Source organism: Paenibacillus sp. P32E (assembly GCF_001909085.1).
In the GTDB taxonomy this organism is placed as follows: Bacteria; Bacillota; Bacilli; order Paenibacillales; family Paenibacillaceae; genus Paenibacillus_AQ; species Paenibacillus_AQ helianthi.
The window spans coordinates 1-26593 of sequence record NZ_LVYY01000002.1 but is presented as its reverse complement, the minus strand read 5'-3'; the positions used below and the strand labels follow the sequence as shown (position 1 = coordinate 26593).

Here is a 26593-nt window from a genome sequence, read left to right as displayed (position 1 = left end):
TAAGTAATTTAATGAGAAAATTTGTATCCATCAAATACTTTTAAACCTTCATCGTTGAGCACTTGTTCTACCAGTTCAGGTCTTTGAGGGCTTTTCTCAAACACCTCATTGCAAGCGATCATAATGTTGCTCCCAGCGATTTCAGCTAATTGATCATGTGATACGCTATATACTATTTTGCCCAGGTTAGACCACACCATGGCACCCGAACACATTACACAAGGTTCACAACTTGTATACAAAGTGTATTCGTTCAAATCAAATATATTGTTTTCAGAACAAAATTTCCGGATTAAACCGATTTCTGCATGATGCGTTGGATCACAAAATGTATTAATTTTATTTTCCCCAACCATTACTACCTCATCTTTTTTGACCAAAATTGCACCAAAAGGCTCATTTCCTTCTTTTCGGGCTTGAAGGGCAACCTCAATTGCTTGTTTCATAAAGATTTCATCTTTGTTAGTCATTCTAAATTCCTCCCTAATCCATATTTATTAACTTGCTAAAGACGTTTTAAATGCTTAAAATTCCCTTTTTGTTTTTCTTCAGTAATCCAGGTAAGGATACTCCAATTAGGATCAGGACGATCCCTACATATTGCGGAACACCAATGTGCTCATTCAGGACAAAGACAGACATTAGTAAGGCTGTTGGAAGCTCCATAGCCCCCAATATTGATGCTATTCCAGATCCCACTAACGGAACACCCTTCGAGAACAACAGCGTGGAAAGAAAGGGACCGACAAAAGCTAAAACAAACCCATATTGTATGGCCAGTTGTAATAACAGTTTTCCATTTGTTAAAAACGTTGGAGGTAAAATGATCGAACAAATGATCAGACCTCCAGTAGTCATGAAAGCTGTTTTCATAATCGGGTTTGCTTTAACCGCGACCTTACCGCTAACGAGTATAAAAATGGAGTAAGATAACGCTGCAAGAAGACCAAACAAAAAGCCAAGCCAATGAACGGCAGAAATTCCAGTCGAATATATATTGGTTGCGCTTATTGTTCCGATAAGTAAAGGAATAATGGATAGTAGCTTTCCCTTTTCAGGAAATCTTCTATTGATAATTGCCTCTAGCAACACACCGATCCATGTAAACTGAAAAAGGAGTACGATAGCCAATGAAGCTGAAATATATTGAAGGGACAGATAATAAAACATTCCTGTAAGTCCCGTTGTAGACCCTACAGTCATTAATAAAAGCAGTTCCCTTTTACCTGGTGTTACAAACTTCTTCTGTTTTGTACTCTTCGTGCCTTTCGTAAAAAGCACTCCGCCCCATAATAATATCGAACCTAATAAGAGTTGTATTCCAACAACGTCATTAACGATAAAACCATCTTTGTAGGCTAATTTGACAAAAGTAGATAATAAACCATAACAAATCGCACCTAATATGACATATACATACCCTTTCATAACGCCGCCTTTTTCCTCATCAGATTTTATCTAATTACTGGACCTTCTCAATAATTCCCTTAACTAAAGCAATGAAACTTTCTCTTACCAAAGCGGCTACCTCAATAACTTCGTTATGACTTAGAGGCTGATCTAGAATTCCACAAGCCATGTTGGTTAAACAGGAGATTCCTAGGACCTTCATGTTCGCGTGAACAGCTACGATGGCTTCCGGTACGGTCGACATACCAACGGCATCTGCGCCTAGTGTACGAATCATGCGAATTTCGGCTGGTGTTTCATAAGCCGGACCACTCCACCAGGAATATACGCCTTCACGTAAAGTTGTATTTTGCGCTTTTGCAACTTCCGTAGCAATTTGTCGCAATTCGGCACTATACACTTGGGAAAGATCAGGAAAACGAGTACCTAGATCGTTATTATTCGGTCCAATCAATGGATTCGTACCTACCAAATTGAGGTGATCTGTAATCAACATCAACTCACCCGGTTTAAAATTTTTATTGACGGCACCGCACGCATTAGTGATAAGAAGGTTTTCAACTCCTAGTGCTTTCATTACACGAACAGGGAAAGTTACTTCATCAAGCGTAAAGCCTTCATAATAATGAAAGCGCCCTTTCATGGCAATCACAGTTTTCCCCTTTAGCTCCCCAAGGACTAATTCGTTCGCATGTCCTACTGCTTCTGATTTTGCAAAGTAAGGAATTTCACTATAGGGAATTGTGAAAGGGTTTGCAATTTCATCAGCTAATGAACCCAATCCCGATCCCAAAATCATCCCAATTGTTGGACGATACGAGGTCTTACTTAAGATAAAATCTCTAGCTTCCTGAATATTTTCCGTTTTTTGCATGTTGTATGCCTCCTAAAATTATTGTGCTATAAAACGCTTAACGCACATTTCAAAATTCTAACTACTGAACTGTCTGTAGTTAATTCTAATGGCTTATTCTCTATTTGTAAACAACTATTTATCTTTTATATAAAAAGTATATCTTTTTCAAGTGATTATTCTCTATTATACTCGTTTTTTTACATTCTTTAATTATAAAAGTAATTAATTCAATAACTATTTAATTCAGTTTTATTTAATGGTTGTAATTTTGTAGAATAAAAATTAAATGCAGTGGAACTATGATTAAAAAAGTTGGATAATAAACTATAACTGTTTGGATTGGTTTCCTACAGATCACATATCAAGGAGAAAAAATATGCTGAATAAATTTGAGGGCTTATCCTCACCTAAAGCAAAAAATTTGAAGCTGCTATATAGCTTAGTACGTAGATTGGGTCCTGTTACCATTAATACATTAACTGAACATACTGGGTTTAAACATGTTACTTGTGGTCGTTTACTGGAAGAGCTCGTTGAGGAAGGTCTTATCTATGATAGTGGGATTGGAAAATCAAGTGGTGGACGTAAACCATTAGCCTATATTATTAAGCCAGATTCGTACTATTTAGTTGGTGTAGAACTAACAAGTCTATTTACTACGATCTTACTCCTTGATTTAAAGCTTAATATCATAAGCGTTGAAAAATTAAAAATGACCTCTGAATGCACTGGAGAATTCACATTAAACTATATTGCAGCATGCGTTGATCAATTATTAGCTCAGAATCACATTCCTAAAGTAAATTTGTTAGGTATCGGTATTGGTGTTCTCGATTCGTTCAACCCCGATATAGGTGTTATTTCACACCCTCAGCACTTTCCTGCAGGTGGATGGGATCTGAATATTGTCAATTCCTTAAAAGCCAAAACGGATATACCTGTATTTTTAGAAAACGGGACTAACTTAGCTGCTCTTGCTGAATATCGTATGAACTATTGGAAAGAGACAGACAATTTGGTTTTTGTATCTAGTGATATTGGAATTAGGTGCGGGATGATCTCACAAGGAAGATTAATCAGTAGTAAACGTGAGGTGGAGGATACCTTTGGACATATCATTATTGATATCCACGGTCGGCGTTGCTCATGTGGTTCATACGGATGTCTTCAAGCTTACAGTAGTTTGCCAGCTATTCGTGAGGAAATCATCCGACTTATAAAACGCGGAAAATCTTCCATGCTGTCATATGAAGTTAATGATGTTGAGGACATTGATTTATTTCATATTTTACACGCTTTAGAACAAAACGATGATCTCTGTTTAGCTGTGGTAGAAGATGCTGCCTATTATTTTGGGATTGGCCTTAGTAACTTGATTTTTTTATTACATCCTGAAATTGTAGTTTTCGGAGGCACACTAGTGCCGAAACCGCGTTTTTTTGATGTCGCTGCTAAAACTGCACAGGACCGTATAAGTTCTCATCCAAATACTAAAGTCGAAATAATTAAATCAACAGCAGCCTACAACATTGTGGCTCAGGGGGCTGGTTGTATGGTGTTGGATTATTTCACTGAAGAAGTACCTGTATAAATAAGGATTCAAGTTCCAAATCAGGTGAGAAAACACCTTGCAAATGTTAAGCAACCAGCCACCGAAGTTCGGCGTCAGTAAATTCCTTAATAATGACTATCTCATTCCGAGTAATGGTGATTTTGGCCCTAAAGTCTCGTGAACGTAATGTAATCAACTTGAACAGGCTCTGCGGATTCGAGCCGAAATGCTCGGTTGATCTGTCCCCTGTGATATTGTCCATGTAGGAGGACCTGCGACAGGATGTCCCGGACGGACGTTCGGAACGGAAGTCCGCTCTGGTTCTTATAGTCGATCATCCCGTCCAAATCGGATTCCTCGAGCCCCTCGATATAGACGCGATACCGCTCTGCGTTTTCTTCGAACATCGTCCGGATCGCCGTCAGGTCTGCAGCTTCCTCCCACAACGAATATTGCGGGCTGCCCTTGCCCTGCAATCGGGACAGCCAGACTTGTTCCGCGACCGCGATATGCCGAACCAGCATCAGCAGGTCCTTGTTCTTCGTCTCATTCTTCTCGAGCGCGTCCAGGATGCGTCCGTCCGCCCAGTACAGGTGATCCATCATGCACTTGATTGTCTTCATTTCAGTTTCCTCCTCTTCATCTCATCGATTACTTGAAATTACTTGAACCTACTGTTTCCGGTAACAGCTTCTCCAGTTTTGGAAAGTCTCTAGGCCCACTAAGAAATTTATATCATATTTACAACCTTGCTTTAATAAGTTTAGTTGGAAATTGTTTTACAAAATCTGTGAGGAGGACTAGGGTTTGGAATTTGATGAGGACAAGGCAGTCCCTCATATTTAGGACACATGTTAACCCCTTAAATGTACGCTAAAAGATATTTGTTTAGAAAATCACACCATATTTTTATAGGAGGATTACCTATGAACTTAAATGAAAATTCTTCAAATTCAGCAGAAGGTGCACAGTCACAAACGATGAACGGCCACAGTCCTTTATTCGATCGTTTAAGCACAGAAGGAAAACCTTACTGGGACTATATTACAAAATATTCCCCCTGTTATTTATGAAGATATTAATAAGGATTTTGCTGGTGGGATAGCGGATTTAATTGCGAAATTTAATGCAGATGGGAACTGGAACATGGCTGATCAATGGGAAACAATAGGAGTAGTCCCTCAAGTCCCATATGTATATGCTTCTGTTCAAGAAACGAAGACACATCTCTTTTTAGGCTATTATTTTTATCATGCTCGTGATGATGGTCCTTTTCCCGTCGAACAACACGAAAATGACTTAGAAGGAATGATGATTGCAGTTCGAAAAGATGGAAACCACGGTGTTCTTGTGGCAATGGAAACAATTAGTCATTCAGACTACCTACGGTATCGTTTAAAAGACTCTAATGTGCAGCCAGGATACGGTGGAATTGAAAGTACTTCAGTTCGATACTCTGAAGTAACCCATCCAGAGGTATTTATAAGTTCAAATGGTCTTGGTGATAACCATGGGCATGGTGTGAGAGCTTATACTAGTAACGAAGATGTTGGCGATGATGGGATTGTCTATAAATTTGGAGAGCCTTCTTATACTGGACAGCCTAATCAATTTTCACCAAAATGGAAACACACTTATAATTATGGAATCCTGCCAATAGATGAATTATGGGAGAGGAAATTTCAATATAACAACACGCCTTTTCAATCGTTTGGTGTTTTTCCAAATACGCACACAAGCAACAACAATGCAAATGCCCCTTGGAACTGGTCTGATAAAGACCAAGATGGAACGCTAGGAAAGGGAGTTTTTTTCACTGATCCAGCTTATTTATTTGATATTGACTTTAATGGATTAGGGACATTCTCGCATGAATATGTATACAATCTTTATTGGACACATAAAGTAACACTCAAGTCTGTCACCCCTAAAGTTTATAAGGACCCTAGCAATAATCTACCTGATATATATATTAGTATGGACACATATCCATTAAGTGAAAAGAGATATATAAGTGAAAGAGTGTGGATGAAAGCGGATGCTACTTTAAATATACCGCACCCCGTCATTTTTGGGGGTGACCAAAAAACCGCTGATACTACTTTTTCAGAGCGTACGAGTACACTTCATATCGCAGTGTCTAATAGGAATCCTCGATTGTGGTTGGAAGTAAAGGATTATGACTCATCATCGTCAGACGCGGATGATGATATGGGATCTGTTGTAATTCCCTTAGATACAGGGAATATTGCAGGAAAAGCCGATTTATCAGAAGCGATAATTGATTATGAAGTGATATCAAACCCGAGTTTTCCATTAGCGCAACAGGGGGTCTATATTTACAAAGATTCTAACTTTTCAGGGACCTCTATGCAATTGACAGGTAATGTTACGAACTTTAAAGATATTGGTATGAATGATGCAGTGAGTTCTATTAAGATTGTTGGACCTTATGATGTTGTAGGTTACTCAGATGCGGACTTTAAAGGACGTTCCTCAACATTAGTAACAAATGATAATCTAAGTACTACCGATCTTAAAAATGATGCCATGTCTTCAATTCGAATTACTCGAAGAACTATCTAGAATAACCTCAACTCGATGGCTGAAGCGGCAAGTTTATAAAAAAAACGACTATCCTAACAAATGGATGGTCGTTTCCTTTATCCAAATCAAGAAATTTCACCGTCTCTTATATGTTCCCAATTGATGTTGTGAAAATATCTGAACGGAGTTTTTATTTTTTAGCCAAGTGTTTCCTTTCACAATGAAAATATAGACGGCGATGACAAAATAAATTGTACTCAAAATCCAGTCCATTAAGGACACTACATCATGCTTATATACGAAGTTAATATACCAGATCCCAATTGGTAAATGTACAAATATTGCCGTAAACATTCCTGGATTGTAAATCTTTTTTGCTTTTATATTTAGGACAATACCATGAAAAATGATCTGGAAAAAACCCATTAAAACAGGAGCCATCCCCAGCCATACTACTGAGGGGAAAAATACAGGGAGCAAGTAAAACAGATAGGCGATGCCCACATTAATTATCATTGCTGACTGTTGGTTTAACGGGTATCTCTCAGGTGATTCACTTTTGAACAGAACCGTGTTGAATACGCCTGGAAAGTAACCCGGCCAACGATATTCCTCAAACTGATGAAGAAGGATAGCCACGAAGCTTAACCATAAAATACTATTAATCCGCGGAACCGTTCCCCAATTCATCGAAACAAAAATGCATACGAGAATTCCAATGAAGAGCCCTAAATCCTGCCAATATTTTCTTAATAAATTCATTTGATTCACCTCAATCCTAGTTTTTCACTGCAAGTATCTATCAAAAAGCAAGTCAATTTGTTTCTCTATAGGTGCAATCTTCACGGAAGCCCCTGTTTCTAGAATAGGACTCATAAGCGCCGGAAGAAAAAGCGCTCCAAAAATCTGCATCGTCATTGTCATCAGGTGCTCTGGCTGTTGTTCATTAGTTAACTCTTTTAACGTACTCTGGATCTTAGGAAATCCCAATAAGTTTAAAAATGACCCATATTCATGTTGCGATGAGAAAACAGTCTTACCCATTAGGATGATTCTAGAGAGCAATTCGGGATACTGACGGATGACTTGCAAATAATCTAGTAAGAATTGCTTCAATCTAGCTCGTGGTGATAGAGAAAAATCAGAAAGTACAGCAAAGGTATGCTGAAAGCTGTTCAATATCAGCTTAACGGACTCGTTCATTAAGTTATCTTTGGAACCAAAGTAATAGTTAACTAGGGCGACATTCGTACCCGAGGCTTCTGCGATTTTTTTTATGGTGATACTTTCAAAGCCTTCTTGTTTGGTTAGCTCCAGTGTGGCGCGCATAATCTTCTCTTTTGTTTCCAATTTTTTATCTGTTTCCATGTGTAACCTCCAAGTATGTGAGTTTGAATTGAACGATCCGCTTAATTTAAATGTCATTTAAAATGTTATTTAAACTTAGTATAGCAATTATTTTTCTTTTTGCAAGCTTGATTCTGACAAGGATAAATGGTGAGGCTCGTGATAGCGGAAACCTTTACACAACCTGTTCTTAACGTTCTAAATAACATCTCAGCCGAATGAACTCCATACCGGAATAGCCCAGGTTGGGTAGGTTGTGGCAAGGAAATAACACTGCTCGAGAAAGAATACACCTCCTTGTCTGTATCTGCGCAAAACAAAAAATCCGCACACAGCGCGGATTTCAATGAGTATATATTCGCTAGTAAGAAGGTGTTTTGTTCTGATTAAACGTTTCCCTTCATTTTTTCAACATTTCTATTTAGCTGTACTAATATTTTCCTTAGCACGGTAAGCTCTGTATCACTAATATCAGTTAATAGTTCCTCCGCAAAATGCTCTTTCTCCTTTTGTGAAGTTTCGATTAATCCTCTTCCGCGATCCGTTAATTTAACCAGAATGATACGGTTGTCCCCATCTTTTTTTCTTCTTGATACGATCCCGTTATCTTCAAGCTGTTTGAGATGTCTAGCGACAGCTGCCTTGTCAAGGGTCACTTTTTTCTGTAAGGCACTCTGACTGATTTCGGTTTCTTGATATATTAATGCGAGTATTTCAAAGCGAGATTGGCTGATACTGATGTAAGCATCGAATGTAGTGTTTATGGCATTGTTTACACCATACATTTGGTATAACAGCGTGGCTTTCTGTGACCAATCTTTGCTCAAAACCATCCCATCTTTCTTAATCGGATTTTATTACTACAGGCTTGCAAATGTAATAGACAATATACAACGTAATTTCTTTACAAGCAAGTCTGCCTAGAGCCATAACGATCCCTCTTCGTGCATATGGAAGTGATATCATCCAAAACTAAAAGCCCTCTCTCCGGTGGAGAAAGGGCTATCCTAGAAGTTGAAGTCGTTCAGAATGTATAAGTGAATCTTATTATTCAATCAGTATACTGCTAGCGTGCCGTCGTAATTAATGACCTCTCCATTGTGATTTTTATCATCCAAAACAAAGGAAAGAATAAATTCTGCAGCTTGAGCAGTTGTTTTCACGAAATCTCCTGTCATATTACCATTTAAATCTGTTGAAACCGCCCCAGGCATCACTGAAAAAATCTCTACAGGTATATTCTCCTTCTCAAAGCTCATTCCCCAAGACTTTGTCATGACATTTAAAGGAGCCTTAGATGTTTGATAGGCAAATGCATTGAAGTAAGGTAACGGCTCAATAGGTATACTGATATTTTGAATAGTGCCTCTATTGGCAATCAATAAGGGGAGCAAGCCTTTTGAAAGTGCAAAAGGACCGATAAAATTAACTTGATGAGTTACCTGCAGTTCTTCAACCGCAAATTCCCATCCAAGTTTATGCATATCGCCTGGAATACCGGCATTGTTCACCAAAAGCGTCAACTCAGGGAAATTCTGCTTAATAATTGTCACTGCAATATCAATACTCTGTGGGTCAGCAACGTCCAACAAAACCAAATGTGCATCACCAAATGCTTGGAGGGCAGTTACTGCTGTTTCGCCCCGCTCCTGATCGCGTGCCCCAACTAAAACACGATACCCCGCTTCTAACAATTGCTTTGCAATCTCGAATCCAATCCCTTTATTCGCACCAGTTACTAATGCTGTCTTTGTCATCTGTTATTCTCCTTTTTCTACGGGCAATCTTATGTTCATTACTCCGTAAACTGTATCCCATACTTCCGGTTATCTGAAACATAACTGTTGATAGATCAACCGTTGATTTATCAACAGTTTATGATAAATTTTCTTTTATGGCAAGCTATTTTTTAAAATTATTTAAGTTAAACCTAAGAAAGAAGTTATGAATTTTAAAGCCGATCCCACAAAGGATCGGCTTCATTTTAATCCTTAATTTTGTCTGTTCTCCACAGATTTCATACGGTTTTGATCGTCAGGCAGCCGGTCTTTACTGTTTTCCTGACCTGCTTCTACTTCACCGTGGCCGGAGACAGCCCGGGCAAAATTTGTGAACTGTCTTTTTTCCTCATCCTGCTCGTGCTTAAGCTTAAGAAGCTCCTGCGGATCTTGAGTTGTCATAATGTTTAACCTCCTAAGAAATCGAATCAATGTGTTGATTCGCACTACAGAAGTTTTCCATTATAACGCGGAGCTTATGCAAGAAATTCAAAATCCAGCCTCTTAGCCCTATCCTCCTGTGTGTTATCCTTTAGATTCCATTTCATCAGAAAATAAAATATATTTTTAGGGCATTAAAAAAGGAGGAAGAATATCGATCTCGAATATCAATTCGGACAACTAAAAATTTGAAGACAGGAGCTGGATACAATGATAAAAGGTTTCGGAGGAATATTTTGGAGAACCAAGAATCTTGAAGTTGTGAAAAACTGGTACAGCAAAGTGTTGAAGATTGAAATAGACAGTTGGAATGGGACTGTGATTAAACCTGAATCAGGAAATGAGACGATCTTTTCTTTCTTTACTGAGAATGACAGTTATTTTCCAACCGAACAACAAGTGATGTTGAATTTCCAAGTACATGATCTAAATGAGACTATGCAACATCTTGAACAGATTGGTGTACCTCTTGCCAAGAATATAGAGATTAGTGAATTCGGAAAGTTTGTTTGGATTGAAGATCCTGAAGGCCGGCTGATCGAGCTTTGGGAGAAATAATTACTTCTTATCTCAATGTTCATAGTGAGTGTGCTAATCTCCATGCTGCCATACAGGGAAGTAACCTTTTTTAATACTGATGAGGTGTATGGCCGCTTTCTGCAATTCTAAGCGAATACTCCATGGTGTGGAGAAAACCTGAAGATGAACTACTGCCTACAGTATTTCGATATACCCTTCTGTTCCATTCACCCGAATTCTCATTCCGTCTTTGATCAGTTTGGTAACATTCTCCACCCCGACAACTGCCGGCAAGCCATATTCACGCGCGACAACGGCTCCATGAGTCATGAGTCCGCCAACTTCGGTGACTAGACCTTTTATAGATACAAATAGTGGTGTCCAGCCAGGGTCAGTAAAGGAGGTAACTAATATATCTCCATCATCCAGATTGGCATTTTCCATGTTTAAAATGACACGCGCTCTTCCTTCTATCACTCCAGTAGATACGGGTAAACCTACAATTGCATTAGCAGGTATATTTTCCCGTTTGTACTCACCGGAGAGTGCTTCACCATCCGACGTAATGACACGTGGGGGAGTTAGTTTCTCATAAAATGAGTACTCTTCTTTTCGTTGGCTGATGATCTTGTAATCCAGCTTATTTGTACGCACGACTTCATGAAGTTCTTCAAAAGTGAGATAGTACATATCTTCTTTGTCATGGATAACCCCAGCTTGAACGAGTTGTTCAGCTTCTTTGAGTAAAGCCTGCTTATAAATGAAGTAGCGGCTTACCATGCCGTATTTTGGATACTCCCGGTAGCCGATGAAATTCCGAATGATGTCGATCATTCGTTTTGCCTCTTTGGCTTTTTGTTCACCGTCCGGTAATTGCTTCAATCGATCTATTAACTCTTGTTCTTTGTTCAATGCTTCCTGGCGCCCTTGCTCAAATTTCAGATGGCCGGCGTTAGGCTCAAAGTTCCTGATGTGATTCAGGATCAACGGGATAAGGGCAGTGGGTTTCTCGCTCCAACGCGTTCTGGTAATATCGATTTCTCCGACACAGCGCATTCCATATTTGTCGAGATAAGCATGAATAGCGTCTTGGGTTTCCTGTCCGCCCTCAAGCTTTACCAGTTCATCCAGAAAATCATCTTCTTTTGCATGCTGCAAATAATCAATCACTTCTGGATAAGGACGAATCACATCCGCGACATCCATTAGTGCCAGCCCCATTTCCGAAGTAATATTGCTCTGTACAGATTGGGAAAGTGTATCTGCTGTGTTTTTTTCGCCTAACCACTCGTTCATGTTTTCATTGATCCATGATGTAGCATTTATAGCAGCCATAAACACAGCCGTACTTTGCGGGTCAAATAAGATCTTCTTTAATTGCTGGATATCTTCCAAAATAAAATCAATTAAATTGGAGCCTGATTTCGTATGGATATTTTGTTTAAGCTCTTCTATCGATGTTTGATTTCGTTTAATCAAATCAGGAACGATTGCCGGATCGATTTCAGTTTGTGGCTGAAGACCAGCAGACGGCATCCCTTTATTGTTTTTACTGGGGCTCAATTCCTTATTATCTGCGGGGAGCAGTTTAATGAAATCCCGTTCTATTATGGTCATGAGTGCACCTTTAATCAGCGGATCGGATCCAAGGTTATTTAATAAAGTGGCCCTGCCGGCAGGAGAAGACAGATGCTGTGTGATATCCACGTATAATCTTCCGCCAGCTTTATACCTGGGCCCAAAAGAGGTTAACTGGAATAAAGACATTCCCAGTGGTTTTAAGGGATCCGTCATCATTTGTTGATGGCCTACAGATACATAAACGTGATTGTTTTGATCGTTCGTTTCAGGAATCGGGTATAAAGTAGTAATTGGCCGGCTCTGGACAATATAAAATGTATCCTCTGCCAAACACCATTCGATGTCCTGGGGGCAGCCAAAGTAACCTTCAATCTGCCTTCCGATGCGTGCCAGCTGTAAAATTTGTTGTTCAGTAAGTGTTTGATCTTTTTGCCGTTTAGGATCAATCTGCCGGGTTTCTGTTCCGCCTTCTTTTAAACCATAGATAGCCAACTTCTTGGTTGCGATTCTCTTCTCAACGATTTCCTCTTCCTGTACTTTATAACCATCGGCAGATACCAAGCCCGAGACCAGTGCTTCTCCAAGCCCAAAGACCGCATCGATGGATAGCAGCTTCCGGTTAGAAGTAATCGGATCAGCGGTAAATAATACCCCTGAGGCCTCCGGGTATACCATTCTTTGCACGATAACGGATAAATAAACTTGACTGTGGTCAAATCCATTTTGCATCCGGTAGATTACCGCCCGCTCCGTAAATAGGGAAGCCCAACATCTGCTGATATGCTGCAGGATTGCATCAACGCTGATGATATTTAAATAGGTGTCTTGTTGTCCAGCAAAAGACGCATGCGGTAAATCCTCAGCAGTCGCACTGGAACGTACCGCATAAGCCTGCTCCTCTCCAAACCGGGAAAGATAGTACGTAACTGCATTCACGACATCCGAAGGAATTTCTGCTTCTTCGATGATTTGTCGAAGCTTCCGGCTGACATTACTAATTTGAGCCCGGTCTTCAACATTTAGCATGGTTAGTATACCCAACAAAGAATGATACATTTCGTTTTGTTCGATGGCTCTTTGATATCCCACTGTTGTAACACAGAATCCTTCGGGTACCTGTATTCCAGGCAGTTTCGATAACTTTCCTAAATGGAGCCCTTTTCCCCCAACAAGTAGAAGCTGGGTATCATCCACTTCCTGAAAGCCGATAACTAATGAACTCATTCAAGATCTCCCCTAACCATTAAATTGAGAAAAAAATTTGACAAGAGTTTGACTGCATGGTATATTAATAATATAAGATACCTTTACTATGCTAATACATATTAAATTTGATGCAAACCGATTATATCATCGCGTCTGTTTAGATGCAATATTAAAGAACCTGATGAAGTCATCAGGTTCTTTTTTTGATATGTGGCTAAGGAATCCTGTCAAGGCTTGCCTGTATTCGTTACTTCTAATATTCGCCTTTAATTACAAAAAACGAACCACGGATTGTTCCCGCCAGTTTAGACTTCTGTCTGGCAAACTTAAACTTCCCTTCTAACTCCTGTGGTATCTCCATCCCCTCAGATAGCTTAAAGCCTACAGCCCGCTTCTTGGAGTCATCCACCGTATACATCACGTTGAGCGCAAGACCATCCTCATAAAAGACGTAGGTAAACCGGATATTTTCCACTTGAAAACGTGATGTTTCTAAAGGCTTGGCCGCAAAAACAATATCTCGTTCTTCCTTCAAAATCCGGTTCACATAATCAAGAGAATCCTGGCTCTCACTGGCTGGCACAACCTCAAATTCATGTTTATATTTGTTCATGAAGTAACGGGCTTCATTAGCGCGTAAGCCTGCAAGTGTATCAACTACAGGTGAAGACTCCAAGCCAATCGTAGACACATTTGTAAAATCAACGGTGTAGGACATTTCCAGCACTCCTCTTATGTTCAGATTATTTCCTTACCACAGGGATCCACATTTCACCAATAACTAAGCCGCCCCGCTGCCCCATCTCCACCGTTGTATTAGGTCCCCCGACATAGGCGAAATCCTTGGCTTCCGGCAAGGCTTGACCAAAGGCAAGGCCGGCAAGCTTATTATTTAATTCATCAGCCGTCTCCGCTTCTCCTCTAACAACCAGGTATTTCCCTTTAGGAAATTGGATAACCCTAGCTTCTTCTGGTGCAGTTGCCTCGGTCATAACACCGGCATAATGCATCATTTTGTTATTCACCGCTTCGTTCACGGCAAAAATATAGTCATTGGTGGCTATGCCTTTTAGATAATCAAGCCTTCCGTCTTGGCTGACGGCCTGCCAAAAGTCAGACTTTTCTTTGTTAATGCCAGCATAATCTGTGTAATCACTCTTGAGCTCAGTTCCTAAGCCTATCACGGTAAAGCTGTCTTTTTCTTCAAGGGAATAATCTGCCATAGTCAAAACCATCCTTTTTTGTGGATTCATCAAATGAGTTGTCTTCTTCACTTGATAAATATATGATAGCCTTAAATCATGTCAAAAAATGATACTGTTTAGGAGTCCCCATGAAAAAAGTTGAACGGATCAATATCATCATGAGGTATATCAACAACCGCGCCCATTTTACTATTTCTGAAATCATGCAGGAATTTAACATCTCCCGTTCGACGGCTATTAGAGATATCAGAGAAATTGAGGCCATGGGAATGCCGCTTGTCGCAGAAGTTGGAAGGGATGGGGGGTATTCTGTCATGCGCAACTCTGTTCTTCCTGTTGTCCGCTTTACCGATGATGAGGTCAAAGCGCTTTTTATTGCCTTTATGGCCACAAGAAACGGGCAACTCCCTTATCTAAAAAGTCGTCAGTCTTTATCCGAAAAACTACTGGGCCTCATATCAGAAAACCAGCAAGATGATCTTTTTCTTTTGAATCAAACCTTATTTTTTGAAGGGACCAACCCTAATAATCCTGACTTGCTTGATCTTTCCGATCTCCCCCATCCCATGCTGGAAAAACTAATCCAAATCCTCCTTTTGGATAGTTATTTATTGATTACCATCGAGGAAGAGAAAGTCATTACGCCCTACCCCATTTATCTCATGCACCTTTATCGTGAAAAAAACCTTTGGCTGATTGAAGGTTTTGACTTAAAAGAAGAAAAGAAGCGAATTTTCCCTGTCGACTATCTCACCAATATTATCCCCTATCCGGAGAAAAATAGATTAAGCAAGAAAAAGATTTTTGAAAAACTTAGTAAACAGGAAGAAGAAATCAACCTTGTCCTTGAACTTGGTCCAAAAGCGATTGCCCAGTTCAAAAAATACCATCCATTTAAAATTTCAATTTCATATACGAATCCTTACCAGACCACAGCCATTCTAAAGACTTTTATCCATGTGAAAAAGCCTGGAGAATTGACCGAAATGACAAATTGGATACTTTTCCTGGGTAGTGACGTTAAGGTTAGAGAAGTACCGGAAGAAGTGTTAGCAGATCTGCAAGGGAGATTATCTTTCTATTCCGCCCGCATTTAATCACAGCTATGTTAATTGAATCTGTGTCCACAATGACTCCCTCTGTTTGCGCGTATTTTTTGAAAACACGCTCTTGTAGGCCAAACATCGCCTTGTATTGTATATAGATTACGGAATCCATGCTTACGGAGGATTCTTGCTGCTTTATTGCTGTGATACCCTGTTTTGGACAGAATGATTACACCATCATCCGGGGATAGATCGTGGTGCCATACAAAAGGAAGGCGCCCTAAAGATATATTTATTGAGCCGGAAATATGTTCTTCCAAATAATCCGAAGCATCTCTGACATCAAGCATTTTCAAATTTAACCGTTCTTTTACTTGCACCCAATCTCGAGCATTAATATAGGAAAGTGAACGCACGGGCCATATCTGGCGTAAGAACCATAAGACCACTGCTCCTGTCAAAAAGTATATAAGTGTTATCATATTGTCCTGTCCTTTCAGTAGCGGCTTTAGTCACGCACCAATTCATCTGTCCAGGCATTAAGCCCACCCGTCATGTTCACAACATTATACCCCTTCTCATTCAGCAACTCGCAAGCCAGGCCGCTCCGGTTCCCGCTTCGACAGATGACAATCGTTTCTTGTGCCTGATCAAGCTCATGTCGCCGTTCTAACAGCAATCCAAGTGGAATATGTTTAGCACCGGCGATGTGTCCCTCCCTCCATTCTCCAAGTTCGCGGACATCCAGCATATTTAGGGACTCCCCATTCTTGAGCTGCGCTGCTACCTTCTGGGGGGTGATTTCTTTTGAAATCTTGAATGCCATGTTAATCTCTCCTTTTAGTATTTACGAATTACATATACCCACATATACCCCCATGGGTATTATAACATTTAAAATTCTGAACACAATAACTTCTCTGTAAGAATTAGTTATAAAAAAAGAATCTGCTACGGAAATAGCAGATTCTTTCTTTATAATCTTATATTAAAATAATGGCCGCAGCGCTAAGTCCACTTTCGTGATTATTCATTCTCCATCGTGCTGATGTCGATTACAAACCGGTAGCGGACATCGGAAGCCAGGACGCGTTCCCAAGCCTCATCGATTTGATTGGCGGAAATTATCTCAATTTCAGGAGCAATGTGGTGTTCCGCGCAAAAATCAAGCATTTCCTGTGTTTCGCGGATACCACCAATCATGGAACCGGCAAACGACCGGCGCTGACCGATAAGTGAGAATACGTTAACTGGCAATGGCTCCGCTGGAGCACCAACATTGACAAGAGTACCATCCAGCGCCAATAACGAAAGATAGGAACTAATATCAATCTTTGCACTCACAGTATTCACAATAAGGTCGAACGAGCCAGCCAAATCAGCAAATGTTCCCGGATCGCTCGTGGCGTAATAATGTTGCGCGCCAAGCTTCAGACCGTCGTCCTTCTTCTTTAACGATTGGGATAAAACAGTAACTTCTGCCCCCATGGCATGAGCGATCTTTACAGCCATGTGTCCAAGCCCTCCAAGTCCAACTACAGCTACCTTTTTGCCTGGCCCTGCTCCCCAATGACGCAGTGGTGAGTACGTCGTGATACCCGCACACAACAACGGAGCTGCAGCATCCAGCTCAATACCGTCGGGAATTCGAACCACGAAATCTTCCGTTACGACAATATGAGTGGAATAACCCCCCTGTGTAAATTGCCCGTACCTGTCTATAGCCCCGTAAGTACCTGTCATTCCGCCCTGGCAATACTGCTCCTCCCCTTTATGGCAGTTATCACATTCTCTGCAGGAATCAACCATACAGCCAACCCCGACACGGTCACCAATCGCATATTTTTTAACTTCTGAACCTATCTGTGTGACAATCCCGGCGATCTCGTGCCCAGGAACAAGAGGATACTCAACCGGCCCCCACTCGCCACGAGCTGTATGGATATCAGAATGGCAGATACCTGCGAACTTAATCTCTATCAGGACATCATGCGGCTCTAGATCCCTGCGCTCTATCGTGGTCAGTTTGAATGGTCCTTCTGGACTGAATGTAGCACGTGCATTAACCTTATTCATAAATACCCTCCTGCAAAGTAGTTTCTAAGTGAAATGGCTACAACACTCAATATCAAGGACAGGATTCCCACCCATACGACATATTGTGTACCCATACTAGATATAAACAATCCACCTACAGCTGCACCAGCTGTTGTTCCTAGATTGGCAGATGTTAAGAACAATCCATTCGCAAAGTCAGGGGCTTCCGGAGCTGCAGAACTAATCCAATATTGATTGAAGTTCCCCCCGATTCCTGCCAATACCCCCCATATTGCAGTGAGAACAGCCATTGGTACACTGAACTGACCGACCAGGAACAAAATAATATAAACGGTTCCTAAAGCAAAGGGGAAAGTTATGACTGATTTGTTCGCATTTTTTGCAAGTAATCTCCCTGCTGCAACGTTCCCGATAATATTGGCCCCGCCGAATAGAATTAACATTATGCTGATTGAATTTGCAGACATATTTGTAACCGTCTTAAGATATTCAGCAAGATAGCTATACACACCAAATACGGCTGAGTTCAATAAAATAACAGCTATAATAGAAAACCAAACTATTGATTTCTTTAATACTCTGATTTGAGATCCGTAAGTAAGTCTTTCTTGAACAGGTAAAGATGGTACCAATAGTAGTGTTGCGATAAATACAATAGCATTAATAAGTGCAAAGAACGCCAGTGCCATTTCAATTGAAGCGGAGTTAGCGATGAAACTCACGATGGGTACACCAGCTACCATACCTGCAGATACACCAATAAAAACTTTAGAAACAGCTTTTGGGGCATCTTTGATGTCAACAGAGCCTGCAGCTACTGTAAATGCCAATGAACAATATATCGGATGAAAAAAAGCTGGAATTACTCTGGCAACCCATGCAATGGTGAAGTTAGTTGTAAATATGGATACGATGTTCCCAAGCAGAAAAACGCCAAGCACAAGCAGCATGACCAGCTTCCGATTGATCCCTGAAAATAATAACGGCATTGTTGGACCAGAAACAGCAACGGCCAGGGCAAAAAAACTCACCAGCCACCCTGCCTTGGATACACTCACACCAAAGTGGGCAGCAAGAGAAGGCAATATCCCTATAACCCCCATCTCGGTATTTATGATACCGAATACACCTAAGGTTAATATGAAAACCAGCATTTTATTCGGTTTAGCCAAAAAAACACTCCTAGCTTAAGTTATTTCGTTGTGTCAGTCATGATCTCCTCCCCCTTTCATTTTTCCGCATAACCAAAACAGTTTGTTTAATCAACTCATGTCCATTATTATATAAGTAAAAAGTCTATGTTCAATGATCAAAAAGACGTTATTTGTTGATTTATAAACAAATCTATCAAAACTATTCATGATCTAAGAAAGATTGGTGATCATTTACGATGGGAAAAGTGGATCGCAGAATTCTCAAAACCCAAGAATCTTTAAAAAATGCTGTTATTGAACTCATGATGGAAAAGAATTTTGATGATATTACCATTCAGGAGCTGGCAGACCGGGCAAATGTCAACCGCGGCACTATTTATCTTCATTATCAGGACAAATTTGATTTGCTGGATCAGCTCATAGAAATACACATTAATGAATTAGGGGAGATGGACGCCTGGGCATGTGAGTTGAATTGGGTGGATGCTCTTGTACCTTATTTTGAATATTTCGAGAAAAACTATTTGTTCTTTTCAACGATGCTTGCAAGTAAAGGAACACCATCCTCTTTTAGGACGCGGCTTCTTGCTTCTTTTATGAAAGGATTCCAAGGTGAGATTGACAGGGAAAGCGATAGGAACGCTGGATTAAGTGATGAAGTAATGCTGCAATATGCAGGGACAGCGTATGTTGGAGTCATCGAATGGTGGATTAGGAATGGGATGCCGTATCCGCCGCATGAGATGGCGAAGCAAGTCGGGGCCCTTTTAGAGAGAAGCCTATAATCCATGTACTATACAATCTGCCCAAAAGCGTTTAATATTCACTTTAGCCAGTGATAAAGTTAGTTTTGATTAAGGGAACTTATCAGGAGAGGGAGTCTTAAGAGATATGCTGGAGTCAAACATAACCAACCTATTGAAAAAAACGCTGAGGGCAAGTATCGATAACAAGGAAATCGCCGGCGCGAACTTTATGGTAATCAAGGACGGCAACGAAGTCTTTTATCATGAAGATGGCTTGGCTGACCTCGAGTCGGGACGCCCTATTTCAAGAAATTCGATTTTCCGTCTATACTCGATGACAAAGCCGGTTACTGCCACAGCCGTTATGATGCTCCTGGAACGTGGCGAAATCGATTTGTTCGATCCTGTAAGCCGGTATATTCCGGGTTTCAAAAATCAACGGGTTGAGAAAAACGGCGAACGGGTACCCGTCAGCCGGGATGTCACCATTCACGACTTGCTGAATATGACATCAGGACTGGTATACGGCGGAACCGACACAGCCGGACAGCAGACAGATATATTGTTCCAGGAACTGGACAGCCGCTTACATAGTGACAATCCAATGAGCACAATGGAATTCGCAAACCGCCTGGGTCAAGGCCCCCTGTCGTTCGAGCCGGGAGCTTACTGGCAATACGGAACGTCGGCAGACGTCCTTGGTGCTATTGTAGAATCGGTTAGCGGCATGCGGTACGGGCAATTTTTGAAAAAAGAAATATTGGAGCCGCTGGAAATGAACGATACCGGTTTCTGGCTGTCTGAAGAAAAAAGAAACCGTCTTGCGAAAGTCTATCAGGATGACGGTGAAGGCGGCTTGAAGGTGTACACGGACAGCCATCTGGGCATCAACCACCATATGGACTGTGAACCGGTATTTGAGTCGGGCGGTGCCGGACTTGTCTCTACGATTGACGATGCCGCAAAATTTACAACGATGCTTATGAAACAAGGGAGCTATAATGGCGTTCAATTGCTTAAGCCTAGAACCGTTCAATATATGACCTCGGCTAGTTTAACGGATGGTCAGCAAAAAGGCTTCGATACTTGGCATTCATTGCAGGGGCACAGCTACGGCAACCAGATGCGCGTCATGACCGACACCGGAAAAGCCGGATTTATCGGCGGCAAAGGCGAATACGGCTGGGATGGGTGGCTGGGGGCATATTTCAGCAACAGTCCTCAAGATGGTCTGACCGTACTGTTTATGGTCCAGAAAAAAGATGCCGGTACGATGGCGATTACGCGTAAGCTACACAATATCGTCTTCAGCAGCTTGTAAGGGCCATCGCTTTACCACTGGGCATTCATACGGTTCGTTTCAATGACTTCAAGAAAACGGTCAGGGAAATTGGTATACACCCCGTCCACACCCCATAGATAGGCTTTATTCATGTTGAGCTGGTAATTCACCGTATACGGCATCACTTTGAGTCCGGCCCTCTTCAACTGCGCCACATAAGCCGAAGTGATTCCCTGAAAGTTGGGGCTAATTCCAACAGCGTAGGATTTCACATCCTTCAGAAAAGCTGCTGAGACTCTCACCTGGGAATAATCATTCCAAACGAGTTGATAGAGCGGAATTTCCGGATTTATTGTATGAAATTTACGTAAACTGGCTCTACTGAATGAATGAATGGACACCACATTCTTCAAATCATATTTCATAATATATTCGTTTAATAAGGATTCAATATTAGTCTCATTAGTTGAGTCCTTGATTTCAAGGATATAGCTGATATTTTTCCCGAAAGTGTCGAATACCTCATCAAGTGTGGGAATGGGTGTCGCTGCATATTTCTCTCTGGCAAACATCGGATAAGCCTCATTGAACCATGAACCTGCGTCCAGGCGTCTAATCTGTGCTAAAGTCATGTTTCTTACATACCCTTTGCCATTTGTTGTGCGATTGACGGTCTCATCATGAATCACGACAGGAATATGATCTTTGGTTAAGTGAATGTCGAGTTCAATATAATCCGACTTCATTTCAAGCGCCAGCTCAAAGGAAGGCATTGTGTTCTCAGGAGCATATCCTGAAGCGCCACGATGGGCAATTATAGATACTTTATCCGGAGGATCCATAATTCCTTTAACTTTAACCCGAATGGACGGGGAGCACGCGTATAGTGCCACAAACAAGGAAATAAACAATAAAACATGTATTCCGATAAAATAAGCTTTATGCCTAAAAATTTTCATCATTCCGTTGTCCTCATTTTCCTATAACCTTTAATAACGTAAATATTATCTTAACAGTTCAAATGCTTGAAATCCACTTATTAACTTATTCAAAGCTTCAGAACACTCTGGAGGTTTGAAGATATACAGACATAAAGACCCTCACCTCAAACAGGTAAGGGTCTTGCATATGCTTACTTGTGTTATTTAATATCCTTGCCGGTAAAAAGTGAAACTCTTGCTTTCACCAACTCGGTATATTCCTTCTCCATTTTCTCTGCTCCAACTTTGTTCAATTCGTCAAGGAATGCATCATATATTTTGTCAAAGTCTGCTGGGCTAGAGAGAATGGCCTCCGGAATACGCTTGTGGACAATATCTTGGGTCTTCTGGTAAATGACCTGATAATCTCCATCCGTCGGAACCTGCATGTTATACAGTGCCCCCCATTCTTTGACAGGGAACTCATCCTCGGCCGGGAACAGATCCTTCCACGTTGTCGCTTTATATGCCGCTAATGCTTCCTTCTCAGCATCCGAGTAACTCGCGATGATTTGTTCCGGGAAGTTCGTAGTATAGTAATTGCCTGTTGAGTCCTTTACACCGTCTCCATAACGGACTCCGAAAATTGTATATAGATCGATGCCTGTATGTTTCCCGAAATTGGCTGAATCATTCACCTTCTGATTGCGGATCTCATCCGGGATCACACGTACTCCATTCTCAATATTGTACTGTTTGCCTTCCACCCCCCAATTTCGCAGTACCTGACCTTCATTAGAGGATAACCAGTCTATGAATTTAATGGCGCGAACCGGGTCTTTGCAGGCTGTAGTAATGCTGATACCATAACCGTCAACTCCGATGGCCTGGAGGGTGTTATCTTTGTACTGCTCGCCCATAGTCACCGGAAAATGACCATACGAATATTCATCTTTACCTGCTGATTTCAGAGCATTTTCAGCGTCTCCATACTCCCATTCTACAGAAGTGAGACCGAGTACTCGCCCGCTGGAGATTTTTGATTTATACTGATCATCCTTTTCTACAAAAGAATCCTTATCCAGTAGTCCTTCGTTATACATATGATTCAGCCAGCGGAAGTAGTCTTTTTCTTCCGGACGTTTGTAGTGCAGCATGGTTTGATAGGTTTCCGGAACCACATAGTATTCACCGTCACCTGCACCACCCGTAGTCGCCGCAGCTTGATTGGTTACGGTAATCATACTCTTCCAGCCATCCGCATTGAGCAATAACGGAATCGTCGGCTGCCCATCGGTTGTCGGATGTTTAGCCACATATTCTTTGAGGGCGCTTTCAAATTGCTGAACGGTTTTAATCTCCGGATATCCTAATTCTTTGAGTACACGAAGCTGAACTTCAAAACCGCCCGTAACGTCAAAATACTGCTGGTCAACACCTGTGTTGGTGGGTATCGAATAGATGGCCTGGTTTTCGTTGCTGTATTTCATACGGTTCATATCTTTGCTCATGACCTTTTTAAGATGTGGAGCGTATTTGTCGATAAGATCCGTCAAATCGATAATCGCTCCTGCATCCACCAGTTTGCCAAGCTCACCTTTGGCGTAGATGATATCTGGAAAATCCCCGCTGGCAGCCATTAAAGAGATCCTATCCCCTCCGCCGTTGCCCACATCAAATTCGGCATTAAGGGTTACTCCGGTTTTTGCGGTGATTTCTTTCCCCACATCATCTTGCATTTTATTCCAGTTCGGATTCGCATCCGCTCCAAAAAATGAAAATGTTATCGGACTGGTATCACTACCGGTGCTGTCATTTGCGGTATTCGCAGAATTGTTTTTCGAGCTGCTGCAGCCTGCTGATAGAAGGAGTGCACTTGCTAAAAGTGCTATTCCGCAGGTCTTGGGCAATTTTTGAATCATGGTCATCATTTCCCCTTTTGGTGTGTTAAGAGTGACTGTTTTCGTCTTTATTTTAACTTTTGGTCCTAGTGAAAACCTTGATAATCAAGTCACGAAATAGCATAATATAGACATGAACAACAATGGATTGGGTGGTATTATTTTGAGCAATGTATATTTAAACTGGTTTACGACCGACGAACAGTTTCCATTTTTCATTCAGTATGGAGGACATGAAGAAGAAATGTCCCTCCATAAACATGTCGATTTCTCTGAGCTGGTCATCGTATTAAATGGTCATGCTACACATATCGTCAACAATGAAGAATCATTTATCAAGAAAGGGAATGTATTTGTCCTGAACGGCGGGACCCATCATGCCTATATGGCACCGCACGAATTCAAGATTTGCAACATCATGTACAAACCGGATATGTTGAAGTCTGCCGGACCGGATTTACGGTCCTTGGATGGTTATCAGGCGCTTTTCATTTTGGAACCGTTCTACCGCAGCATTAATCCGTACAAAAGCAAACTGAACATGTCGATAGCCAGCCTTGAACATGTCACAGCTCTAGTTTCGGTTATGATTAAAGAATATGAAACGAAGCAACAAGGGTATCAGACCATGCTCGCTTCCAGGTTCATGGAGCTTGTTGTATATCTGTCCAGGCAATATGACCATCAGGAGAACGGCGTAGCCAACAGTCTGATGCATCTGGCCAGTGCAATTTCTTACATCGAGGACCACTACCTGGAACAAGTGACTCTGGAGGAGATTGCGTCCAAATCAGACATATCTGTCAGACACTTAAACCGGATTTTCCAGTCGTATTACCGGACAACACCCCTTGCTTATCTTCACCGGCTGCGTTTGGAACGTGCCTGCACACTGCTTAAGCAGACAAACCGTTCCATTACGGATATTTCTTACGAGTGTGGTTTTAATGACAGCAATTACCTCACGCGCCAATTCAAAAAAAGCTTCGGCATGACCCCGAAAGCCTATCGTAAAATGCAAGAACCACAAGAGCGGCCTATATTCTCTGAAAACTAAGGCCTGTTCAGACAGAAAAAGCGGATCTGTACATCGAACCATGTATCCTATTGGAATGGCTCATAATCGAACCAGTCAAATGATGCAGGAGCGGGGTTCTGCGCTTCAGAGATTGCATACATGGCAGCCATTACTCCCACAAACCCGCCGGCGACTTCAGTTGAGAGAAGATGCGTTTCTCCCCATCCCATTTCTATTTCTCCCGTTTGTGAAGATCGGAATGAAGCCACAAATTTCTCAGGCAGCGCTTGAAACTGGAGCTCAATCGCTCCTTCGGGACAATCGCGTAGCTCTACCATCTGCATGGAGCCGACTGTCCGCCGGAAGATCAGCTTCCTGCGGCCCTGAATGAATTTTATAGCCAGATCGTAATGATGCTCTTCATCCATATACATTGTTAATCCCGCTTCTTCCCCGTCATGCTGTGGTTCGAACTCCAGCTTAGCCACAGCCCTGCAGGAAAAGTGACACAGACGACGTCCTACAAAAGCAGGAGTCCCAACCTCATCTAAGGATGCCGCTTGTCCATAGAGGACAAGATAACCTTTGCGTTCCGTCAATGACCAGCTCCCCCCAGCAGGGTTGCGCAAAAAAGTCCACATCATATCCAGCTTTTCATCATCGAAGTCATCTCTGGGCGGCTTATCCGGCCACAACACTTGAGGAAGCTTCGGAGCATCCATGACTGGTTCAATATGCGTATTATTACCTACCACGGGCCATCCATCAGATGTCCAATTGACAGGTGCCAGGAACACCTCTCTTCCCAGATGATGTCCCATAGGGTAAGACACCGTTCTTATCCCCAAGCACACAGCCCACCAAGTTCCGTCATGAGCTTCAATTAAATCCGCATGCCCCGTTGCATGTATGCCGTTTCCCATGCTTCGATTCGTAAGAATTGGATTATGGGGGCAGGGTTCAAAGGGTCCAAAGGGTTGATTACTTCTTGCAATCGTTTCCATGTGTCCGTATTCGGTTCCCCCTTCGGCGATCATCAGATAATATAGTCCGTTGATTTTATATAAATGCGGACCTTCGGGATGAGCCCCCCCTGTACCTTTCCAAATCAAGCGGCTTTCTGACCGTCTGCCTCCGGTCTCCAGATCCATCTCACATTGATAGATGCCATCGCCTTCAACACCAGTCGTTGGAGACTGTAAATATACGCGGCCGTCGTCATCAAACAAAAGAGAGGGATCGATGCCCTTCTGGGCAACCTGTATGGGTTCCGACCAGGGTCCTTCGGGATTTTGTGCCTTGACAAAGAAACTACCGCCCCCGCTAACATTGGTGGTCACCATATAAAACCAGCCGTCGTGGTACCGGAGGGTTGGTGCGTAGATTCCGCCTGAACTCCATGCGCCTGTTAGTGGAAGCTGTTGCTCTGTAGTGAGGCAGTGACCGATCTGCCGCCAATGAACCAGATCCTTACTATGAAAGATAGGGACGCCTGGAAAATATTCAAACGAACTTGTGACTAAGTAATAATCTTCGCCCACACGGCAAATACTGGGGTCAGGATGAAAGCCCGGTATTACGGGATTGGTGTACTGCATAAATCCGCACTCCTGTCTATTTTTTATACAGATTCAAGCTCTCTGTTCACTCCACATTGTAGTACACTTTCATTTAGCCAAACCTTCATTTTCAAGTCATAGGAATAGCATGATCTAGGATGTGTCTGAAAACTAAATAACATGGTAAGATTTGAGAAAACGAATGGGGCGTCAAGCATGATTCAAAGACGGTACGAAATAAGCGATGAACAGTGGGAACAAATTAAGGACATGTTTCCACCCTACAAAACAGGGCGTCCGTCAAAATTAAGTGAAAGAACCATGTTTAATGCTTTTCTATGGATCGCTCGAAGTGGTGCTGCCTGGCGCGATCTACCGGAGGAACGCTATGGTTCATGGAAAACGGTCTACAGTCGCTTCTGCAAATGGCGAGATACCGGACTGCTTGTCGCGATCTTCCAAACTCT

Annotated in this window: 28 protein-coding genes; 9 read left to right on the top strand and 19 right to left on the bottom strand. The window is 41.8% G+C overall.

Features of this window, described 5'->3' with window-relative positions:
- Window positions 1-8 precede the first annotated feature (8 nt).
- The 3 genes from A3848_RS02415 to A3848_RS02405 are packed head-to-tail and all read right to left on the bottom strand — an operon-like array spanning window position 9 to window position 2284.
- Complete coding sequence (locus A3848_RS02415) at window positions 9-470, bottom strand: nucleoside deaminase (RefSeq protein WP_074083371.1); 462 nt, start codon at window positions 468-470, stop codon at window positions 9-11.
- Between the two features lie 46 nt (window positions 471-516).
- Complete coding sequence (locus tag A3848_RS02410) at window positions 517-1428, bottom strand: EamA family transporter (protein WP_074083370.1); 912 nt, start codon at window positions 1426-1428, stop codon at window positions 517-519.
- Window positions 1429-1462: 34 nt separating this feature from the next.
- On the bottom strand, window positions 1463-2284 hold the full coding sequence (locus tag A3848_RS02405) for a purine-nucleoside phosphorylase (protein ID WP_074083369.1): 822 nt from the start codon (window positions 2282-2284) through the stop codon (window positions 1463-1465).
- 358 nt (window positions 2285-2642) lie between these two features.
- On the opposite strand from A3848_RS02405, the gene A3848_RS02400 reads away from it, so the two are divergent.
- Entirely contained in the window at window positions 2643-3857 is a 1215-nt protein-coding gene (locus A3848_RS02400) for an ROK family protein (protein WP_074083368.1), read from the top strand.
- Between the two features lie 128 nt (window positions 3858-3985).
- On the opposite strand, the gene A3848_RS02395 is transcribed toward A3848_RS02400, so the two are convergent.
- Window positions 3986-4441 (bottom strand): DinB family protein, encoded by a 456-nt coding sequence (locus tag A3848_RS02395; RefSeq protein ID WP_074083367.1) that lies wholly within the window; start codon window positions 4439-4441, stop codon window positions 3986-3988.
- 303 nt (window positions 4442-4744) lie between these two features.
- Here A3848_RS02395 and A3848_RS32080 point away from each other — a divergent pair, with 303 nt between their 5' ends.
- Complete coding sequence (locus tag A3848_RS32080) at window positions 4745-4891, top strand: hypothetical protein (protein WP_178381887.1); 147 nt, start codon at window positions 4745-4747, stop codon at window positions 4889-4891.
- A gap of 73 nt (window positions 4892-4964) precedes the next feature.
- A complete protein-coding gene (locus A3848_RS02390; protein ID WP_074083366.1) occupies window positions 4965-6404 on the top strand; it encodes a beta/gamma crystallin-related protein in 1440 nt (479 codons plus the stop codon).
- 96 nt (window positions 6405-6500) lie between these two features.
- Here the strand turns inward: A3848_RS02390 and A3848_RS02385 are convergent, their stop codons facing one another.
- From A3848_RS02385 to A3848_RS02365, 5 genes are all read right to left on the bottom strand, one after another.
- The gene (locus tag A3848_RS02385; protein ID WP_074083365.1) at window positions 6501-7127 is read right to left on the bottom strand and encodes an HXXEE domain-containing protein; all 627 of its coding nucleotides are present in this window, start codon (window positions 7125-7127) and stop codon (window positions 6501-6503) included.
- Between the two features lie 24 nt (window positions 7128-7151).
- Window positions 7152-7733: a TetR/AcrR family transcriptional regulator gene (locus tag A3848_RS02380; RefSeq protein ID WP_074083364.1), complete on the bottom strand. Its 582-nt coding sequence runs from the start codon at window positions 7731-7733 to the stop codon at window positions 7152-7154.
- 365 nt (window positions 7734-8098) lie between these two features.
- Window positions 8099-8545 (bottom strand): MarR family winged helix-turn-helix transcriptional regulator, encoded by a 447-nt coding sequence (locus tag A3848_RS02375; protein WP_167374783.1) that lies wholly within the window; start codon window positions 8543-8545, stop codon window positions 8099-8101.
- Window positions 8546-8767: 222 nt separating this feature from the next.
- The gene (locus tag A3848_RS02370; protein WP_074083363.1) at window positions 8768-9469 is read right to left on the bottom strand and encodes an SDR family NAD(P)-dependent oxidoreductase; all 702 of its coding nucleotides are present in this window, start codon (window positions 9467-9469) and stop codon (window positions 8768-8770) included.
- A 234-nt stretch (window positions 9470-9703) separates the two neighbouring features.
- A complete protein-coding gene (locus A3848_RS02365; RefSeq protein WP_074083362.1) occupies window positions 9704-9892 on the bottom strand; it encodes a hypothetical protein in 189 nt (62 codons plus the stop codon).
- Between the two features lie 249 nt (window positions 9893-10141).
- Between A3848_RS02365 and A3848_RS02360 the strand changes: the two genes are divergently transcribed.
- Window positions 10142-10489 (top strand): VOC family protein, encoded by a 348-nt coding sequence (locus A3848_RS02360; protein WP_074083361.1) that lies wholly within the window; start codon window positions 10142-10144, stop codon window positions 10487-10489.
- A gap of 156 nt (window positions 10490-10645) precedes the next feature.
- On the opposite strand, the gene ppsA is transcribed toward A3848_RS02360, so the two are convergent.
- From ppsA to A3848_RS02345, 3 genes are all read right to left on the bottom strand, one after another.
- A complete protein-coding gene (gene ppsA, locus A3848_RS02355) occupies window positions 10646-13255 on the bottom strand; it encodes a phosphoenolpyruvate synthase (protein WP_074083360.1) in 2610 nt (869 codons plus the stop codon).
- Window positions 13256-13490: 235 nt separating this feature from the next.
- Window positions 13491-13955: a phage tail protein gene (locus A3848_RS02350; protein ID WP_074083359.1), complete on the bottom strand. Its 465-nt coding sequence runs from the start codon at window positions 13953-13955 to the stop codon at window positions 13491-13493.
- 25 nt (window positions 13956-13980) lie between these two features.
- The gene (locus A3848_RS02345) at window positions 13981-14460 is read right to left on the bottom strand and encodes a GyrI-like domain-containing protein (RefSeq protein ID WP_074083358.1); all 480 of its coding nucleotides are present in this window, start codon (window positions 14458-14460) and stop codon (window positions 13981-13983) included.
- Window positions 14461-14570: 110 nt separating this feature from the next.
- Here A3848_RS02345 and A3848_RS02340 point away from each other — a divergent pair, with 110 nt between their 5' ends.
- Entirely contained in the window at window positions 14571-15539 is a 969-nt protein-coding gene (locus A3848_RS02340) for a helix-turn-helix transcriptional regulator (protein WP_074083357.1), read from the top strand.
- An 11-nt stretch (window positions 15540-15550) separates the two neighbouring features.
- Here the strand turns inward: A3848_RS02340 and A3848_RS33380 are convergent, their stop codons facing one another.
- The 4 genes from A3848_RS33380 to A3848_RS02320 all read right to left on the bottom strand — a co-directional run bounded on the left by A3848_RS33380 (window position 15551) and on the right by A3848_RS02320 (window position 18718).
- Entirely contained in the window at window positions 15551-15970 is a 420-nt protein-coding gene (locus tag A3848_RS33380) for a rhodanese-like domain-containing protein (protein WP_074083356.1), read from the bottom strand.
- 26 nt (window positions 15971-15996) lie between these two features.
- A complete protein-coding gene (locus A3848_RS02330; protein WP_074083355.1) occupies window positions 15997-16314 on the bottom strand; it encodes a rhodanese-like domain-containing protein in 318 nt (105 codons plus the stop codon).
- Window positions 16315-16514: 200 nt separating this feature from the next.
- Complete coding sequence (locus A3848_RS02325) at window positions 16515-17564, bottom strand: NAD(P)-dependent alcohol dehydrogenase (RefSeq protein WP_074083354.1); 1050 nt, start codon at window positions 17562-17564, stop codon at window positions 16515-16517.
- Entirely contained in the window at window positions 17561-18718 is a 1158-nt protein-coding gene (locus A3848_RS02320) for an MFS transporter (RefSeq protein WP_074083353.1), read from the bottom strand. The genes A3848_RS02325 and A3848_RS02320 overlap by 4 nt, the downstream gene beginning before the upstream one ends.
- 218 nt (window positions 18719-18936) lie before the next feature.
- Between A3848_RS02320 and A3848_RS02315 the strand changes: the two genes are divergently transcribed.
- Both A3848_RS02315 and A3848_RS02310 read left to right on the top strand, forming a co-directional pair.
- Window positions 18937-19485, top strand: a complete 549-nt coding sequence (locus tag A3848_RS02315; RefSeq protein WP_074083352.1) for a TetR/AcrR family transcriptional regulator — start codon at window positions 18937-18939, stop codon at window positions 19483-19485.
- Between the two features lie 106 nt (window positions 19486-19591).
- The gene (locus A3848_RS02310; RefSeq protein WP_074083351.1) at window positions 19592-20767 is read left to right on the top strand and encodes a serine hydrolase domain-containing protein; all 1176 of its coding nucleotides are present in this window, start codon (window positions 19592-19594) and stop codon (window positions 20765-20767) included.
- 11 nt (window positions 20768-20778) lie between these two features.
- On the opposite strand, the gene A3848_RS02305 is transcribed toward A3848_RS02310, so the two are convergent.
- Window positions 20779-21690, bottom strand: a complete 912-nt coding sequence (locus tag A3848_RS02305; protein WP_074083350.1) for a glycerophosphodiester phosphodiesterase family protein — start codon at window positions 21688-21690, stop codon at window positions 20779-20781.
- 179 nt (window positions 21691-21869) lie between these two features.
- The gene (locus A3848_RS02300) at window positions 21870-23570 is read right to left on the bottom strand and encodes an ABC transporter substrate-binding protein (RefSeq protein WP_074083349.1); all 1701 of its coding nucleotides are present in this window, start codon (window positions 23568-23570) and stop codon (window positions 21870-21872) included.
- Between the two features lie 142 nt (window positions 23571-23712).
- On the opposite strand from A3848_RS02300, the gene A3848_RS02295 reads away from it, so the two are divergent.
- A complete protein-coding gene (locus A3848_RS02295; RefSeq protein WP_074083348.1) occupies window positions 23713-24606 on the top strand; it encodes a helix-turn-helix domain-containing protein in 894 nt (297 codons plus the stop codon).
- A gap of 47 nt (window positions 24607-24653) precedes the next feature.
- On the opposite strand, the gene A3848_RS02290 is transcribed toward A3848_RS02295, so the two are convergent.
- Window positions 24654-26165 carry a glycoside hydrolase family 43 protein gene (locus A3848_RS02290; RefSeq protein WP_074083347.1) on the bottom strand — a complete coding sequence of 504 codons (1512 nt, stop codon included), beginning with the start codon at window positions 26163-26165 and terminating at the stop codon, window positions 24654-24656.
- Between the two features lie 177 nt (window positions 26166-26342).
- On the opposite strand from A3848_RS02290, the gene A3848_RS32755 reads away from it, so the two are divergent.
- The coding region (locus A3848_RS32755) for an IS5/IS1182 family transposase (RefSeq protein WP_074083650.1) at window positions 26343-26593 on the top strand (251 nt) is incomplete at its 3' end.